The sequence below is a fragment of the Acinetobacter sp. Tol 5 genome (genome assembly GCF_019702905.1).
In the GTDB taxonomy this organism is placed as follows: Bacteria; Pseudomonadota; Gammaproteobacteria; order Pseudomonadales; family Moraxellaceae; genus Acinetobacter; species Acinetobacter bereziniae.
The window spans coordinates 4,333,061-4,349,975 of sequence record NZ_AP024708.1; the positions used below are offsets into that span (position 1 = coordinate 4,333,061).

14 protein-coding genes and 1 pseudogene are annotated in these 16,915 nt (G+C 35.1%); 7 read left to right on the forward strand and 8 right to left on the reverse strand.

Annotated features, from left to right (window positions below):
* Positions 1-9: 9 nt before the first annotated feature.
* The 8 genes from murD to glnK all read right to left on the reverse strand — a co-directional run bounded on the left by murD (position 10) and on the right by glnK (position 7,896).
* Positions 10-1,356 carry a UDP-N-acetylmuramoyl-L-alanine--D-glutamate ligase gene (murD, locus tag TOL5_RS20110; RefSeq protein ID WP_121774317.1) on the reverse strand — a complete coding sequence of 449 codons (1,347 nt, stop codon included), beginning with the start codon at positions 1,354-1,356 and terminating at the stop codon, positions 10-12.
* A 249-nt stretch (positions 1,357-1,605) separates the two neighbouring features.
* Entirely contained in the window at positions 1,606-2,151 is a 546-nt protein-coding gene (locus TOL5_RS20115) for a VTT domain-containing protein (RefSeq protein WP_004825534.1), read from the reverse strand.
* A 110-nt stretch (positions 2,152-2,261) separates the two neighbouring features.
* On the reverse strand, positions 2,262-2,921 hold the full coding sequence (locus tag TOL5_RS20120) for a riboflavin synthase (protein WP_005034441.1): 660 nt from the start codon (positions 2,919-2,921) through the stop codon (positions 2,262-2,264).
* A gap of 94 nt (positions 2,922-3,015) precedes the next feature.
* Positions 3,016-4,320: a DNA adenine methylase gene (locus tag TOL5_RS20125; protein WP_004825539.1), complete on the reverse strand. Its 1,305-nt coding sequence runs from the start codon at positions 4,318-4,320 to the stop codon at positions 3,016-3,018.
* Positions 4,317-5,429, reverse strand: coding sequence for a bifunctional diaminohydroxyphosphoribosylaminopyrimidine deaminase/5-amino-6-(5-phosphoribosylamino)uracil reductase RibD (ribD, locus tag TOL5_RS20130; protein WP_058968272.1), 1,113 nt, complete (start codon positions 5,427-5,429; stop codon positions 4,317-4,319). The genes TOL5_RS20125 and ribD overlap by 4 nt, the downstream gene beginning before the upstream one ends.
* Positions 5,430-5,461: 32 nt before the next feature.
* Complete coding sequence (gene nrdR / locus TOL5_RS20135; protein WP_004825545.1) at positions 5,462-5,926, reverse strand: transcriptional regulator NrdR; 465 nt, start codon at positions 5,924-5,926, stop codon at positions 5,462-5,464.
* Between the two features lie 160 nt (positions 5,927-6,086).
* Positions 6,087-7,490, reverse strand: coding sequence for an ammonium transporter (locus TOL5_RS20140; RefSeq protein ID WP_046759775.1), 1,404 nt, complete (start codon positions 7,488-7,490; stop codon positions 6,087-6,089).
* 67 nt (positions 7,491-7,557) lie between these two features.
* The gene (gene glnK, locus TOL5_RS20145; protein WP_004725283.1) at positions 7,558-7,896 is read right to left on the reverse strand and encodes a P-II family nitrogen regulator; all 339 of its coding nucleotides are present in this window, start codon (positions 7,894-7,896) and stop codon (positions 7,558-7,560) included.
* A gap of 291 nt (positions 7,897-8,187) precedes the next feature.
* Here glnK and TOL5_RS20150 point away from each other — a divergent pair, with 291 nt between their 5' ends.
* The 7 genes and pseudogenes from TOL5_RS20150 (at position 8,188) to TOL5_RS20180 (ending at position 16,816) form a co-directional block, all read left to right on the forward strand.
* The gene (locus TOL5_RS20150) at positions 8,188-8,415 is read left to right on the forward strand and encodes an accessory factor UbiK family protein (protein WP_004825547.1); all 228 of its coding nucleotides are present in this window, start codon (positions 8,188-8,190) and stop codon (positions 8,413-8,415) included.
* Between the two features lie 71 nt (positions 8,416-8,486).
* Positions 8,487-9,386 (forward strand): annotated as a pseudogene (locus TOL5_RS20155) (YifB family Mg chelatase-like AAA ATPase); the annotation flags it as partial.
* Positions 9,387-9,530: 144 nt separating this feature from the next.
* A complete protein-coding gene (locus tag TOL5_RS20160; protein ID WP_221260589.1) occupies positions 9,531-11,897 on the forward strand; it encodes a hypothetical protein in 2,367 nt (788 codons plus the stop codon).
* Positions 11,897-14,197, forward strand: coding sequence for a hypothetical protein (locus TOL5_RS20165; RefSeq protein ID WP_221260591.1), 2,301 nt, complete (start codon positions 11,897-11,899; stop codon positions 14,195-14,197). Before TOL5_RS20160 ends, TOL5_RS20165 begins: the two co-directional genes overlap by 1 nt.
* 1 nt (position 14,198) lies before the next feature.
* Entirely contained in the window at positions 14,199-14,684 is a 486-nt protein-coding gene (locus TOL5_RS20170) for a hypothetical protein (RefSeq protein ID WP_221260593.1), read from the forward strand.
* Positions 14,677-16,050: a tyrosine-type recombinase/integrase gene (locus tag TOL5_RS20175; RefSeq protein WP_221260594.1), complete on the forward strand. Its 1,374-nt coding sequence runs from the start codon at positions 14,677-14,679 to the stop codon at positions 16,048-16,050. The genes TOL5_RS20170 and TOL5_RS20175 overlap by 8 nt, the downstream gene beginning before the upstream one ends.
* Before the next feature lie 55 nt (positions 16,051-16,105).
* The gene (locus tag TOL5_RS20180) at positions 16,106-16,816 is read left to right on the forward strand and encodes a type I restriction enzyme HsdR N-terminal domain-containing protein (RefSeq protein ID WP_221260595.1); all 711 of its coding nucleotides are present in this window, start codon (positions 16,106-16,108) and stop codon (positions 16,814-16,816) included.
* The last annotated feature ends 99 nt before the right edge of the window (positions 16,817-16,915 follow it).

Here is a 16,915-nt window from a genome sequence, read left to right on the forward strand (position 1 = left end):
ATGATTCTTTTAGTTTAGCGCATTTACATATTCAACAAAGCGATGACCGCGTTGCGGATAACCTGTAAACATATCAAAACTTGCACATGCTGGTGATAATAACACCACATCCTGTGCTTGCGTATGTTGCTGACACAGCGCCACAGCTTCCTGTAGCGTTTCAGCATGCAATAGCTCAGTTGTGCCTTGAATTGCTTTTTCGATCACAGGTCGATCTTCACCGATCAGTACCGCCAGTTTGGCATATTTTTCTAAGGACTGGCGTAAAGCAGTAAAATCTTGCCCTTTGCCTTGACCACCTAGAATAATCGCCACTTTGCCTCCTTGCGCTTCAATTGCAGCACCTAAACCATCTAAAGCAGCCAAAGTTGCTCCAATATTGGTCCCTTTAGAATCATTATAATAGCGAACACCCGCCACTTCTTTAACGAATTCACAACGATGCTCTAAACCCTTGAAGGTCTTGAGTGTTTCCAACATCTTGTCTATCGGTAGACCAATCGCTTCACCTAAAGCCAAACATGCCAAAGCATTCGCAACATTATGCGTACCTTGGATGTACATCTCCGAACTTTTCAGCAATCGTTCACGACCACGCGCTAACCAGATCGTACCATTGTCTTCTCTGAGAATACCGTATTGTTTTAAATCAGGTGCATTGAGACCAAAGCTTTGCATTGGGGTTACATCTGGAACCAACGGACGAGTGAGTGAGTCATCACGGTTAAACACCACTTTTTTCACACCTTGGAAAATACGATGTTTCGCCGTATGATAACCCGCCATATCACCATGACGATCCAAATGGTCTTCACTCATATTTAACACCACAGCAACTTCAGCATTTAAATTTGAAGTGGTTTCAAGCTGGAAGCTCGACAGTTCAAGAATATAGACATCAGGATCATCACGCGTTAGATCCAAGGCTGGGCGTCCAAGATTGCCTCCAACAGCAACTTTAACACCTGCATCCTGCGCCATTAAACCTATCAAGGTCGTTACTGTACTCTTGGCATTTGAGCCAGTAATCGCAACAATTGGTTTATCTGTTGCACGACGCAAAATCTGAATCTCGCTAACGACTGGAATCCCTTTGGCGATCGCCGCTTGAATCTCTGGCAGTTTAATATCCAATCCCGGGCTAATGACAATTTCTTCCGCTTGCAACAGCAAATCTTGGTCCAATTTACCAAAACTGGTTTGCACTGTTGCTGGAATTTGATCGTGTCCTGGTGGGAGTTGACGTGAATCAGTGACTGCAACACGGTAGCCATTTTCATGCAGAAAATTTACAGCTGAAACGCCTGAAATTCCAAGCCCAGCCACAACTTTTAAACCACCACGTTGTATCAACATTTTTGCCCACCAGCATTAAGATTTTAAAACTTGCAAAATGTTAGCACTTTGGCGATTTGAAAGCTTTTTATGTTTGCAGTTTCTGAAGTTTTTTTTGTGTCAGTGCGTAAAAATATCGTCATATTATTCTGATTTATTGCGATGGCTTTTTTAAATTTCTTCGATGATAACCTGCGATCATATGATAGATACCAATCAGCCGAATGTTGTACCCAACATTCGGCTGATTGGTATCTATTCTCAATGTGTTTAGAATGAATCGATCAAGAGCGATAGTAGATTACCTGCCCCATAACCTGCACCCAACAATAGCGCAATCCAAATCCAGCCACCCAACACGTTATACAGCATGAATACAGGCATTTTCATATGTCCTGCACCTGCTGCGAATGGAGCGAACGAACGAACAAAAGGTACAAAACGTGCAACAAGAATCGTTTTACCCCCATGACGCTCAAAATAATGATTGGTCTTTTTAATATATTCAGGCTTAAACCAACGTGAATGCGCATGAAAATACTTAAAGCCTAAAGCTCGCCCTGTATAGTAGTTGACGATATAACCTAAAATAGAAGCAATGATCAGCAACACCCCCATATAATGAAGATGAACCGATTCAGCAGTCGAGCATAGGGCACCAACAGCGATCAACAAGCTATCACCTGGGAGAAAAAACATAAAGATTGAGCCAGTTTCTGCAAAAATAATCAAAAACAAAATGGCATAAATCCATAGCCCATAATTTTCTAAGAAAGTGGGCAATAATTGTTCTAAATGCAATAAAAAATCAAGCAATACTCAACTCTCTTCAAAGAAGTATCCACAATATATTAGTCTAATTTAATCATGTAAATATTAAAAAGCCTAAATTAATTAGGCTTTTTCGATCTTAGCATCTATTTGAGTTATTTTAAAAAACCATTCTTAGCGAGAAATTCCATGCTCAGTTTTGATTCAGCTTTAACCTCAGCGGCTTTATCACCGAGCAGTAAACGCTCGATATAACGTGCCAATACATCAACTTCCAAGTTCACCTTGGCGCCCACTTTCCATGTTCCAATATTGGTACGTTCAGCAGTATGTGGAATCAAATTGAGACTAAGAATATTGCCACGTAAATGGTTGATGGTTAAGCTAATTCCATCTACAGTGATCGAGCCTTTTTCAGCCAAATATTTAGCGATTTCAACAGGTGCAGTTACCTCAAAATATAGCGAACGTGCATCTGAACGAACTACGGTAATTTCACCCACTGCATCGACATGCCCACTGACAATATGACCGCCAAAGCGTGTGGTTGGCAACATTGCTTTTTCAACATTCACCACTTGTCCAACGTTCCAACTTGCCAAAGTTGAACGATTCAGACTTTCACGAGAAACATCGGCAGCATACCAATTGTCTCCCCAGTCAATCACCGTTAAGCAAATGCCATTGGTAGCAATAGAATCACCCAAATGTACATCAGACATATCTAGGTCAGTCTGAATACGCAAGCGCACATCACCACCTACGCTTTGTAAGCTGTCAACTTTACCTAAACTTTCAACAATGCCTGTGAACATACTACGACCTACTGCCTCAATCTGAGGGCTGATGAATATCTATTGTGTTGATTACCATATCCCCAGCTTTAATTTAAAGATGAAGATAACAAGATTACCATAAAGCCAGTTGTGTACTCACACCCGATGTATCCACACCACCCAACTCAGCAAAATGGTAAAGTTGCCCCAAAAGCTGACGCAAAGGTGGTCCAGACTTGGCATGCGTATCGGTAATGACAATAAACTCAAGTACACGAGCACGCTCTGACTGACGTTGTTTACTGACGCGATAACGCGGAACATCCTGTGTCAACAAGGTAACTTTGCCACGTTTTAGATTTGCCGCCAATAAATCTTTGGCTTCAATATTTCCATCAGTGGAGTAACTGGTGAGAATATAACGTGCATTAATGGTTTCCAACAGGCTCTCATAAGCTTCTTGTGCATGCTTGGACGAGTTATATGGGCTTGGACGCTCTTTTCGCCATGCGCGATCAATTCCACTTTTAAAACCTTTGGTGTCTGGTGTAGGTAGATCGACTTGATCCCAAAGGGTTAATGAATTGAGTACATGATAATTACTGCTGTAAGCATGTTGGTTATAAGGAGGATCTAAATACGCCACATCCACTTCAAAACCGCTCATCTGGTTTGCCAAATGCTGTGCATCCACGCACCACATTTCCGCCATTGGCGTTTTTTGCTTATTGTCACCCACCTCACTAAACCGGCTTGGTGTTAACCACAACAGTGATTCAATTCGTTCTAATGCCGTTTGAGTCTTTCCGCCCCAGCCATGATGAAAACTTTTAAATACACCACTGGTATTACTGACAAAACTGGCTGAGTAAAGCAAAGGGGCAAGTAAGGCACTCATTTCAACATCATCAATAGCGCCTTGTGCCTGCCATGTCGCAATCTGTTGGCGAATTGCATCGATACGCATACCATTACGACGCTTAAAGAACAAACGATCGCGCGCCGGGTCATAAATCTCATCATTACGTGGGCATAAATTATGCGTCACCCAACCTTTGACTTCAGGTAAACGATTTAAATAATCAATGGCTTTTTGATAGCCACCCAATTCTTTAAATGCAGGCGCATCGGTGCAAGCAAGAATGGCATGGTTCAGGGCATGACTATAAGGCTCCCAATCATTGGCAATCACACGATAGCCATTTTGACGAGCCAAACGTGAAACGACTCCGCTACCTGCAAAAAAATCTGCAAAAATAGGCGCACGTTTACCTTTAGGATTCAATGTTCCAGTAATTTCGAGCGCTTCAAGAATCAGATGCAACAAACGCCGCTTGTTTCCCAAATAAGGAACCAACTGATGAAAAAGATATTCATCTGTTGTACGCGCAGCATGGCGACGTTTATGATAAACCGATGATGTTAACTCTGAATTCATACTGACTCTTGCGCAGGGAGAAGTCTTAAACGAATATCATCACCAAATTGATGAACATCTTTAAGCATAAAACGTAATTGTTGTGCCATGGTTTCAAATTCTGCATTAAACATTGGTCGTGCTGATTGCCCTAAAAAAGTCGGAGCAACATAACTGATTAACTCATCAACCAGTTTTTCCTGTAAAAATGCAGTCGATAAGGTTGCACCAGCTTCAACCAACACATCATAAATTTGAAAATCTTTTAAAGTGCCTAATAAATCTTTCAATGACTGGACGTCTAATTGCACCACGCCAAGTTCAGCCAATTCCCGACGAAATGGTCCCATTACCATCACTGTTTCAGGATGCTTAAGCACTTGAGCGGTCAACGGTAGGCGACCTTTCCGATCTAAGATAACACGTTTCGGCTGTACGACTTTTTCCAGTTCCACATTGGCTAAACTTCGAACATTGAGCTGAGGATCATCCGCCAGAATGGTCTCAATCCCAGTAATCACTGCACCAGAAATAGCACGCCAATGTTGTACATCTTGACGAGACGCAGTACCAGTAATCCACTTGGATTCACCTGATGCCATAGCGGTACGTCCATCTAGACTCGAAGCGACTTTTAAACGCACATAAGGTAAACCCGTTGCCATTGCTTTTAGGAAACCTAAGTTGAGTTGGGTGGCTTGTTGTTCACAAACACCTGTTTCAACAACAATTCCAGCCTGACGTAAAATCTCTACACCTTTACCTGCCACAAGTGGATTTGGGTCTGCACATGCAACGATAACTTTTGCCACACCTGCTTCAACCAAACCTTTTGCACAAGGTGGTGTACGACCATAATGTGCACAAGGCTCCAAAGTCACATAAGCCGTTGCGCCTTTTGCAGACGCTCCAGCTTGACGCATTGCAAACACTTCTGCATGAGGTTGTCCGGCTTGGGGATGAAAACCCTCTCCAATGAGGACTCCATCTTTGACAATAACGCAACCAACATTTGGATTTGGTCGTGTGGAATACTGTCCAAGCTTGGCGAGCTCAATCGCTTTCTGCATCCAAACCTGATCGATATTGACAGCATCTTCAGACTTAGAGTTTGAATCCAACTCAGACATAAAATTCCTAATTTAATCCTATGAAAAATAAATCAGTGGTCTTGACCACGTGCTTGCATTTGCTCAATTTGATGGCGAAAAGCATCAATATCTTGGAAATCCTGATAAACCGAAGCAAAACGCACATATGCCACATGATCAAGTGCAAACAAAGATTTCATGACAATTTCGCCAATGGTACGTGAACGCACATCACGTTCACCTAAACGACGAATTTGCAATTGAATATCACTAATGACTGTTTCAATTTGCTCTTGAGTCACAGGTCTTTTTTGCAAAGCATGCATCAAAGAACGACGCAATTTTGCTTCATCAAATGGTTCATTTTTACCATCAGACTTGGTTACACGTGGCATCACCACTTCATAACTTTCAAAAGTGGTAAAACGTTCGCCACAACTGATACATTCACGGCGACGACGAATCTGACTACCTTCAGCAGCCAAACGGGAATCGATCACTTTACTATCTGCAGCGTTACAAAATGGACAATGCATAGTGGTTTAATTAAGCAAAATTCATAATTTCAGCTAGTGTAGCAAAAAAACAGGTTTTTGTTGAGGGTTTCGCAAGATATGGAAAAAAAACAGCCCTCACGGGCTGTTTAATACTATATATAGTTATTATTCTAAAAAGCTATTGTTCTCATCATTTTAATTATTCGATGCGTTCACCATGTTGGCTTAAATCCAAGCCCATACGTTCATCATCATTTTCAACACGGATTCCAATCACCACATCGATAATTTTAAGAAGAATGAATGTCACCACTGCCGAGTAAGCAATCGTTGCCAATACACCCTCTACTTGAACCCATAATTGATGCATCATGTTGGTTGGCGCTTTGTCACCCATAATGAATGAGCTTGCAAAAACTGCTGTTAAAATCGCACCCACGATACCGCCCACACCATGTAGACCAAAGGCATCTAAAGAGTCATCTGCTTTCAAGATACGTTTAAGACCAGAGATTCCCCAGAAACATACCACACCACCAATCAAGCCCATGATCAATGCACCACTGACGGTTACAAAACCCGCAGCTGGCGTAATCACCACAAGACCTGCAACCGCACCTGATGCTGCACCCAATACAGAACCTTTGCCACGAACAATCTTCTCAACCACTAACCAAGCGATTGCGGCTGCAGCTGCTGCAACTTGAGTTGTCACCAAAGCATATGCTGCTGAACCATTAGCACCTAAAGCTGAACCACCATTGAAACCAAACCAACCTACCCATACCAAACTCGCACCCAATACAGTTAAAGTTAAGTTATGTGGCGCCATAGACTCTTTGCCTAAGCCCATACGTTTACCGAGTAGATATGCAGCAACTAATCCAGCAACACCTGAGTTGATATGAACCACTGTACCACCTGCAAAATCAAGTGCACCGTCATTCATTAACCAACCACCACCCCACACCCAATGTGCAATCGGAGCATAAACAACAATCACCCAAATGGTAATAAAGCTGATCCAAGCGCTGAATTTCATACGATCAGCCACAGAACCACTAATAATGGCAACTGTAATAATCGCAAAAGTCATTTGGAAAATAACAAATAGAATTTCAGGGATACTTCCGCTCAGCGCATCTGTGGTGATGCCAGACAGCATGGCTTTATCTAACCCACCGATAAAAGCATTGCCAGATCCAAAGGCTAGTGAGTACCCCACAACCACCCATACAATACTTACAATTGCTGCAGCAGTGAAACTTTGAGCCATTGTTGCCAGTACGTTTTTCTTACGAACCATACCACCGTAAAACAATGCCAAACCTGGAATCGTCATCAGCAAGACCAATGCTGTAGACACTAAAATCCACGCAGTATCGCCTGTGTTGAGTGTTGGTTTCTCTGCTTCTGGTGCAGGTGCAACTGTTGCAGTTGCCTCAGGGGCAACGCTTGCTGTGGTATCTGTTGTCGCTGTGCTGACATCACTTGCTGATGCAACAGCGCTAGACGCAGGCTCAGTTACGCTTTCTTCTGCCCACGCAACTGATCCGCCAAGAAGTGCGCCAGACAGGCTGAGCGCTAATAGCATTTTTTTCATTCGTATCCCCCAACCTAATTTTGTGAGTTATGTCTTCATCAACATAACCAGCAATCTTCGTGCCAAATTAAACAGCGTCTGGACCTGTTTCACCTGTACGAATACGAATCACTTGCTCTAAATTCGTCACGAAAATTTTTCCGTCACCAATTTTCCCAGTGCTCGCAACACGTGTAATAGATTCAATCACTGAATCTACCATGTCATCACTGATCGCGATTTCAATTTTCACTTTTGGGAGAAAATCCACGACATATTCAGCACCACGGTAAAGTTCTGTATGCCCTTTTTGACGACCAAAACCTTTAACCTCAGTTACGGTAATCCCTTGAACGCCTATATCAGACAAGGCTTCACGCACGTCATCTAATTTAAACGGTTTTACAATTGCAGTTACGAGCTTCATATTGTTTTCCTTCGGCTTATTTCACCAGTAAGGTTTTATGTTCAATTTTCGTGCCAATCTTATTAACGGTTGGGGTGGCTAATTTAATCAACACGTATTGCCTTTATAACCTATTGTATATCCTTAGGTGAAGTTTCAACTTGAAAAAACTCACAATAATGATCAATTTTTTTAAAATTCACTCACGATTTTCTTATCTTTGATGCCTTGATAAACCAATAAAAATTACTCAAGTAAAAATCCATACACGATGTTACACTAGGCAAAGAATATCAACATTTTGGATTCCTCATGATTGAAACATTACTACAAGCAATTTTGGAACAAGTCGATCAACCTAAAAAAGATATCGAACATAACCTACGTGCCTTATTGAACGAAGCTATTAGCAAAATGGACATTGTCTCTAAAGATGAAATCGAGCGTCAAAAAACTGCACTAAATAATGCCAATTTAAGATTGACTGAATTACAAGCGCAAGTAAAAGCACTTGAGGTGCTTATTCAGCATAAAAAATAAACTAAATTTGCACAAAAGTGGTGCAAAAATTATAATAATGATTAAAAATAAAGCAAACTTGGAAAATAACAATGTCTTTAGCCAAAATTTATACACGAGGCTTACTTGGATTGCATGCACCTTTAATTGAAGTAGAGGTCCATGTTAGTGCAGGACTACCTTCTTTAACGATTGTTGGTTTGGCAGAAGCAGCCGTTCGTGAAAGTAAGGATCGTGTCCGCTCTGCAATCATCAATAGTGGTTTTCAATTTCCAACCAAACGCTTGACCATCAATCTGGCACCTGCAGACCTTCCTAAAGATGGCTCTCGCTTAGATCTTCCGATTGCATTAGGAATTCTGATTGCGACAGGTCAACTCCCTGAGAATGTCACAGACGATTTCGAGTTTATTGGTGAGTTAGCACTGGATGGTCATTTAAGACCTGTTACAGGCACATTAACGATTGCAATGGCTTGTCAATTGGCAAAACACCAATTGATGCTTCCTCAAGAAAATGCTGATGAAGCCGCACAATTACCCGAATTCAAGGTATTTGCTGCACATCATTTAAAACAAGTCTGTGATCATTTTTTAAATACACAAAAAATTGAAGTAACCTCCACACAAAAATCTACTTTGGACAAACAATATAAATTTGATTTGGCTGATGTAAAAGGTCAGTTACGCCCTCGAAGAGCTCTAGAAATTGCCGCTGCAGGTGGACACTCGCTTTTATTTAAAGGACCACCAGGAACAGGTAAAACACTTTTAGCTTCACGTTTACCTAGTATTTTGCCTGCATTGAATCCACAAGAAAATCTCGAAGTCGCCAGTATTTATTCCATTGCCAACACTCAACATCACTTTGGGCAGCGACCTTTTCGAGCACCTCATCATACTGCTTCTGCAATTGCCTTGGTGGGAGGTGGATCGAACCCGAAACCCGGAGAAATTACACTTGCGCATTTAGGGGTACTTTTCTTGGATGAATCTCAAGTTTCCCTAAATTAGAATTATCATCAAAATATAAAAAAGCTATTTTAATGAAAAACTTAATTACATATCTACACTTTTAATTGAATAAGATATGATCAAAAATAGCAATATGTAAAGATCAATTCGTTGAGGGTAAGAATGTTAAGTCTTAAATTTGATCATTACTCCTTGGAGCATGTCTTATCTGATGAGATAAAACAGATAATTGATCTTAGTTTAGGTACAACATATAAAAGAAAAACATATTACTTTTCAGACCTATTAGCTATTTTTATAGAAATTAAGTATAAAAAGCCTATTAAGGATTTTAACTTTAAGCCATTGAATAATGAAAATTTAGAAAATCACTATAAATCATTTATCTGTTTTATTTATAAAGAATTAGACACGAGTATTCGGGTTAAATACCTATATTCTTTTTTAGCCTATAAATTTTTCTCTAAACTAGCTGAATTGAAAAAACTTGAGCTTAGTAAAGTCAAAGTTAGCAATGATTCGATAAGTTCAGATGTACAAGATCTAATAAAATCCTATTTAGCATATGATCCTAACGAAAGACTCTTATTCTATTCAGGTTGGCCTATTAGAAGTAGTGACCAGGAAATCATCTATTTAAACTTAGCAAACTGCTACACACTTTATGGCGAAGAATTCACAAGAAAAATTCATAATGCCATGATTAATATAGGGTTGAGAAAAAATAAAGTCACTTTAGAAAGGGATGTAGGTAATTTAACATTATTATTAAATAGGCTAACTCTAGCATTCAAAAATTTAGAAGAATTAATGTATTACATGAATAGCCAAAATGCTTTCGAAACCATGTATAGGATATTAAATATATGTATTTTAGAAATTCAACAGAAAAGACTATCACATCAATCCTTTTTAAAAAGATGGAGTGCTGTTGTATGCTTATATAACGATCTAATTGAAGAAAAAATATTTCCTCCTACCTATTACCCAATACTAGCCCCAGTATTTAAAAAATCGAATCTTAGAGACTATACACACTTAAAAAATGAAGCAGAAGAAGTCTTTACTGACAAACTTATTACAAGAGTACCTATTTCTTATTCCACAAAAGAAGCTAAAGAAAAAATTTTCGAAGAAATTGTTAAAGATATTCAGCATGTTGTCTCTTGTTGTGAACAACATATTAAACAAATTATGGATATATATAAAAATTTTAATGAGTTTGCTGACAAAGGAAGAATTAAAAAACCAGAAGAAACAGTAGTTTTAAGAGGTAGAGGAAGTAAAAATCCTACATCAGTTGGACTAAATAATATAGAAAATGTTTGCGCTACTTATAGGGAATACCCTTTTACCTATCCTAATGTATCTCATTATCAGTCATTTTTAGGATTAATTAGAAAAACAAAATTGATAAGAAATTATATACCTGAAATTGATTTTAAAACAATTTATCCATTTTTAATTTTGTTGATTTATGAACATCCTGCAATAACAGAAGCATGGTTAACAGAATGGAAACTTTATGAAAATGGAGTCAGAACAGGATATGAAGAGATCAACGGGCAATGGTGTATTACATCTTATAAAAGCAGAAAAGGTTATAAAAATGCAAGGCAGACTATTATTTTAAATGAGAAATCAAAATATATAGTGGAATGCTTGATTAAAATAACCAAGATAGGGAGAGAGCACTTAAAACAAAACGATGATAAAAATTATGAATATATGCTTTTAACTTCTAGTAGTGTTTTTACTCCACCCTCACGAAGCAAAAAAATTCCAAATCCTACAACCAAACCCAATGGAGAGTATTATAAAGAAATATTTATCAAAAATTCTTATGACCAAGAAAATAATCTTATAAGAAATGAAATACAAGCAAAGAATATTTTAGACAATCTTTCATTGACCCGTTTTAGAGCATCGAATGCTGTAAAAATCTATATCGAAACTGCATCAATATATGCAATGAGCACTGCCTTGGGTCATGAATATTGCCAGCCTAGGCTAATAAAAAAATATCTTCCCCAACCCTTATGGAACTATTTTAGTAATAGGTGGATAAGAATTTTTCAAAATGCAATTGTATATGAAGCCATGAAAACAAGTGAGCATTTATATAAAGCGGTAGATTTTACACCAGAAGAATTAGATTTATTCCTGAAAAATCATAGCTTAGAAAGTATTCCACAATTTTTAGAAAAAGGAAAAATTCGACCATATAGTAAAAATAATATTGATAAAGAAAATACTATTGGTGTTTTTCCCCTCTCTGTTGGCTTACTCCAATGGTTAATAGCAATCATTAATTTCTTTGATAAAAAAGAAAATATAGTTGAGTTAAATACAATAATAAGTAAATGGCATCAAAGTGCACACTTCATAATTTCACAGTTAGAATTTGCTTTAAAAAACAGGAATCAAGCCTTATATATAGATGATGATGTTTTAGCCATTTATCAAGAGGCTAAGAAAAGCCCTCTGCCAGAAAGAACAGTATTTAAGGCAATAGAAGGAGTTAAGTAATGGATGCTAAAACACTTAATTTAATAGACAAAATTGAAAAAAATAAAAAAGATTTAACAAACTTAAACAATGAAGAAATTAATGTTTTAAAAAAAATCATATTGGATAAAGAGCAATATAATCACAAAGTCGAAAAAGCTATTGAAAAAGCATTATCTCCACTGATAAATGCTTATAAATTTAGCCATGAAAAGCCTTATTGGTTTTCAGAAGAGACAACCTATACTGATAATATTTGGATATTAAACCTAACAAAACAACCACAAGTAATTAATTTTGAGAAAATTATAATAAATGATGAATCAAAATTAATTGACCATAAAAATTTATTAAATTTTTTCAAAGACTGGATTATATATTGTGGTAACCCAAAATACTACAATGGCAATAATCCAAGCAAGGTAACAATCAATAGAGCCATAAGACAAGTATATATATTAATTGATAGCATAATATTAAATTCAGAAAAAATTAAGTTAAAACAAAGACAATTAAATGCATTAGATAAACCTTTTTTCATAGACATTTTAGTAAAATTAGGAAAATATGGATGTGAAGAAGGCATATATGAATACTCTAAAAGAGTACAAAACTTTCTTCTAGATAAAATTGAGCATATAGATCTAGTAGAATATAGGGATTTTTTAGAAAAGTATCCTTATTCAGAGCCAGAAAATCAAAATATACATTTAAATCTAGATGAAGATCAAATTAACAAGTGTCGATTTTGGTTATATAAAAATAATGCTTATAAAAAGCATCCTCATAGAAAGGGAATAAGTTTAAGAACAAATTACTTTGATTTTTTATATAAGAACTGTATTTCTATATATGAAATTAAATTTCCAATTATTGAAGAATTTAACCTTGTCGAAGATTGTTGTGATAGCAAGGAATATAAAGCAGTACCAGTAAGAAATGAGGAGTCTGAATCTTTAAGTTTTAAAGCTATGTCTTTTTACCTTAGCAAGATTGCACTAGCCTCACAAATAATAAATAAAAAAAATTATTTAACTAGCTGCAATATAGTATCAAATATAGGAGAAATTAATTTAAAGGATATTAACAATCAAGTTGAACTTACCCCTTTAGGAAGATTCGTAACATTGCCTTCTGATATAGTTTTTGTATCTATAAAGCATGCCTTTGAATTCCTTATTGAGTATATGGATGAAATCCTAACATCAATAGAAAGAGTTTTTATATATATTAAAAATCAAAAATTAATTCAAAGAAATGAAATTAAAAATATTAATATTGATTTATTTTTAACTACTAAATTACGAAATATTGGTGTACAGCAATGGAATATTAAGCCCGAGGCAGAAAATAGAATTAATAAAATCAGGAATAATGAAGGTCTTTTTAACTTATTTGATGTTCTAATTTCGAGCTTACAAGTTCTAATAGGAGCAACAATGGCTCGAAGACAAGCAGAAATCATTGAAATGAAAAATGAATATTGTTTACTACCTAAAAATTTAGATCCACTGGAGAATAATGACATTGATTTTGATATCTTATTTGAAAATAGAAAAAGTGGATTCTCTTTCGAAGATAGGTATAGAGAAATATTATCCAAACCAATTTTAAGATCAATAGCGGGTTTTATATACAAACTTCAAAAATTTAATAATTTTTTAATTAAAAATAATTTTTGTAGCAATGACACTTCCCTCTTAATAGGTATAAGTCCAAAAGATTTAAAAATTTCTAATTTAAATATAGCCAAATATAATAAAAATTTAGATCTTTTCTGTGATTATTTCTCTTCAAAAGTGATTGAGTATAAAAAGAACGACTTTAGAAGATTTTATATTAGACAACATCAATTAAGGCGATTTTTTGCAATGTTGTTTTTTTGGTCTAAAAGTTATGAAGGTTTAGATGCATTAAGGGACTTCTTAGGTCATACCGATACTGAACATTTATATCACTATATTACTGAAAATATTAATGGAGAAACTTTAGCTGGAATAAAAGCAAGATCAATTATAGAAGAATTTCAAAATATTGACAGGGAAAAGCATATAGAAAATATTGAAAAACTATTCCCTTTACTTTTAGAACATTATCAAGTAAGTGAGTTTTCTTTTCTATCAGAAGTAGAAACATTTGAACAATACAAACATATGGAATGTGTTTATTATTTAAAAGATGTAATTGATGCCGAGAATAAAATATCACAACTCATTGAAACTAATATAATTGACTTAAAGCCTGAGTTTTTTACAAAACTAACAGAGGATGGTAGAAAGATTAGAGATTTCAAACTAATTTTAACCATTACTGGTGAATAACATGTTTAATTCTGAAATTTTAAAAAAATCTTTTGAAAATGAAATTTCGCTATTAAAAGATATTATCGAAAATCCAAATAAATATAATAATGGACATTATAGAAATATCCTTAGGTCAAAAATCAATTTTGCAAAATTTGAAGATCAAAATTTAAATATAGTTTCTCTATCTGTTAACACCCATGTAAATAAAGCTAACAAACTAATTAATGGAGGTTATTTAGAGTTAAATAATTATAGACTTAATGCGAAGAGATCAATTGAAAATATCAAAAAAAATAATAATTCTAGAAAAAATGAGCAAACAGTTATTTATAATCTGCAAGTTAAAAACTTACAACTTTCCGAATTAGTAATAATACTAATGTCTAAACTTCATGATTATGCTTACAAAAGTGGAAATTCTGAACTAATTGAAGATTTTAAAATCAAAAATAAAGAAATTGAAATCTTACTTGGTTACACCCAAGGAGATCCGCATGAATAACTCAATACAACTGATTGATAATTTTATACTTTTTAATTATTACTCTATAATTGATGAGGAGCTTAAGTTCTTTAAAAAAGGCTCTATTCCTATGATTTACTATCCTAATGGGATACCTTGTTTTGAGGCTAATTGCTACATGCTCGAACAAGTTAAATTAAGTAAATCGCAAAAGCATCGTGGAGGATCATTAAGAACATATGCTAACAATATATATCATTTAGTTAAATTCTGCTTCTATAATAAAAAGACTATACCTTCTTTCTCTAGCCTTAATGATAATCTATTTAAAGAATTTATTAATTCTTTAATTATTGAAGTTGATCCTAAAACCAATCAAAGAAAGCGGGAAAATAATCAAGTTATAAAGATTGGGAGAGAATGTATAAAATTCCTTTTTTTTATACAAAAAATATATAAACTCCAATACTTTATAGGTACAGATAGCTTTAATGCTATATATGTTTTTGAAAAAAAATCAAATTATGCTAATTTAAGAACTAAACATAAGAACAAGACTTATGACCACCTATCTTTTCCTTATAAAAGTCCCCTAAAGAGAAGATTTCCTATCTCCGATTCAAAAATAGAAACATTAAAAGAATTTATTGGAAATCATAATGATAAAGCATTAAGAATTCGTAACTTATGTTTAATTGAAACCTTAGAACAAACTGGAGCACGCAGATCAGAAGTACTACTATTAAAAGTCAGTGACGTAAAAAATGCTTTAAAAAGCACGGATATCTCACCAGGTCTTAAAATCTTTAATTTGAAGAAGCTATTTGATAATACTTATCGTTATATTCCTGTTCCTAGAATTTTTCTATTAAATTTAAATTCATATATAAGAAAATATAGAACATCTATAATAAAAAAATTAAATATAGAAGATCATGATTATGTTTTCATTAATCATAAAAATGGCAAGCCATTATCACCTGATACATTAACAACTTATATTAATTCCTGGAAAAAAAATTCAGGAGTTACTGGAGATGCTATGGCTCATATGTTTAGACATAGATTTATTACTGAGCAGCTAAAATGCATACTAAATGATTATTCTAATAAAAATCCAGAAGTCCTTAATGAACTACTAACTAATACTGAACTTCTTACTCTAGAACTATTAGAATGGACTGGACATTCATCTATTGAATCAGTTAAACCTTATGTTCATTTAGCCCTTTCAGACTTTATTCGTAAGCATAATATTTCTGACTTATTTACCAAAAAAGCTTCTATAAAGTTAATTATTGAAAAACTAAAAGCTTTAAGTAAAGAGTCTTCACAACCAGATATTTCGAATGAATTAAATTTAATTATTGATTTAATTAAAATTTATGAAAATTTAAATGATTAAGCTAATTAATTTTATAGTATATTTACTCGATATTTAGTACCTCTAAGAGTTAAAAGTGATCAACTTAGCAGAAAGAAAAAAGCAGATTCAAGATCTTGTTAATAAATTTGATGCCAATAAAAATTATTATTTATCAAGTAAATATAATGAAAGTCAGCTTAGAACAGATTTTTTAGATGAATTCTTTACTATCTTGGGTTGGGACATAACTAATAGAAAAGTAGCTTCTACCCATGAACGAGAAGTTTTAGTTGAGGAAGGTCTCAAAAGTAATAGCAATGAGAATACAAAGAAACCAGACTACACTTTTAGACTATTTTCAGAACGTAAATTTTTTGTTGAAGCCAAAAAACCAAGTGTTGACATTAGCATACTAGAGGAACCTAGTAAGCAGATTCGACGATATGGTTTTACTGCTAAATTAAAGATCTCCGTATTATCGAATTTCGAATATACAGCAATTTATGACTGCTCTACTCCTGTTAGTCCTAATGACCAAGTCCAACACTCAAGAATTAGACTTTACCATTATACAGAACTAGTCGATTGCTTAGAGGAATTAGAAGCTCGTATTGGTAGAGAGAGCGTATATAATGGATCTTTTGATGAAGTATGGTCATCAATTGAAGATCAACTCTCAAAATCTAGTATTGATGATCTATTTTTAAAACAAATTAATGACTGGCGATTATTACTAGCTACAGAGTTTATTAAAATTAAACCCGAGCTTGATGAGCTTACACTTAATGATCTAGTTCAATCATAGGCTTTGTTGCACAAAGATTTCATAACTATATGATTTTAAAAGTTTTGATTATTTTTTGATCTAAAATTAAATTTATTTAAATCAGATGCTTACATATTT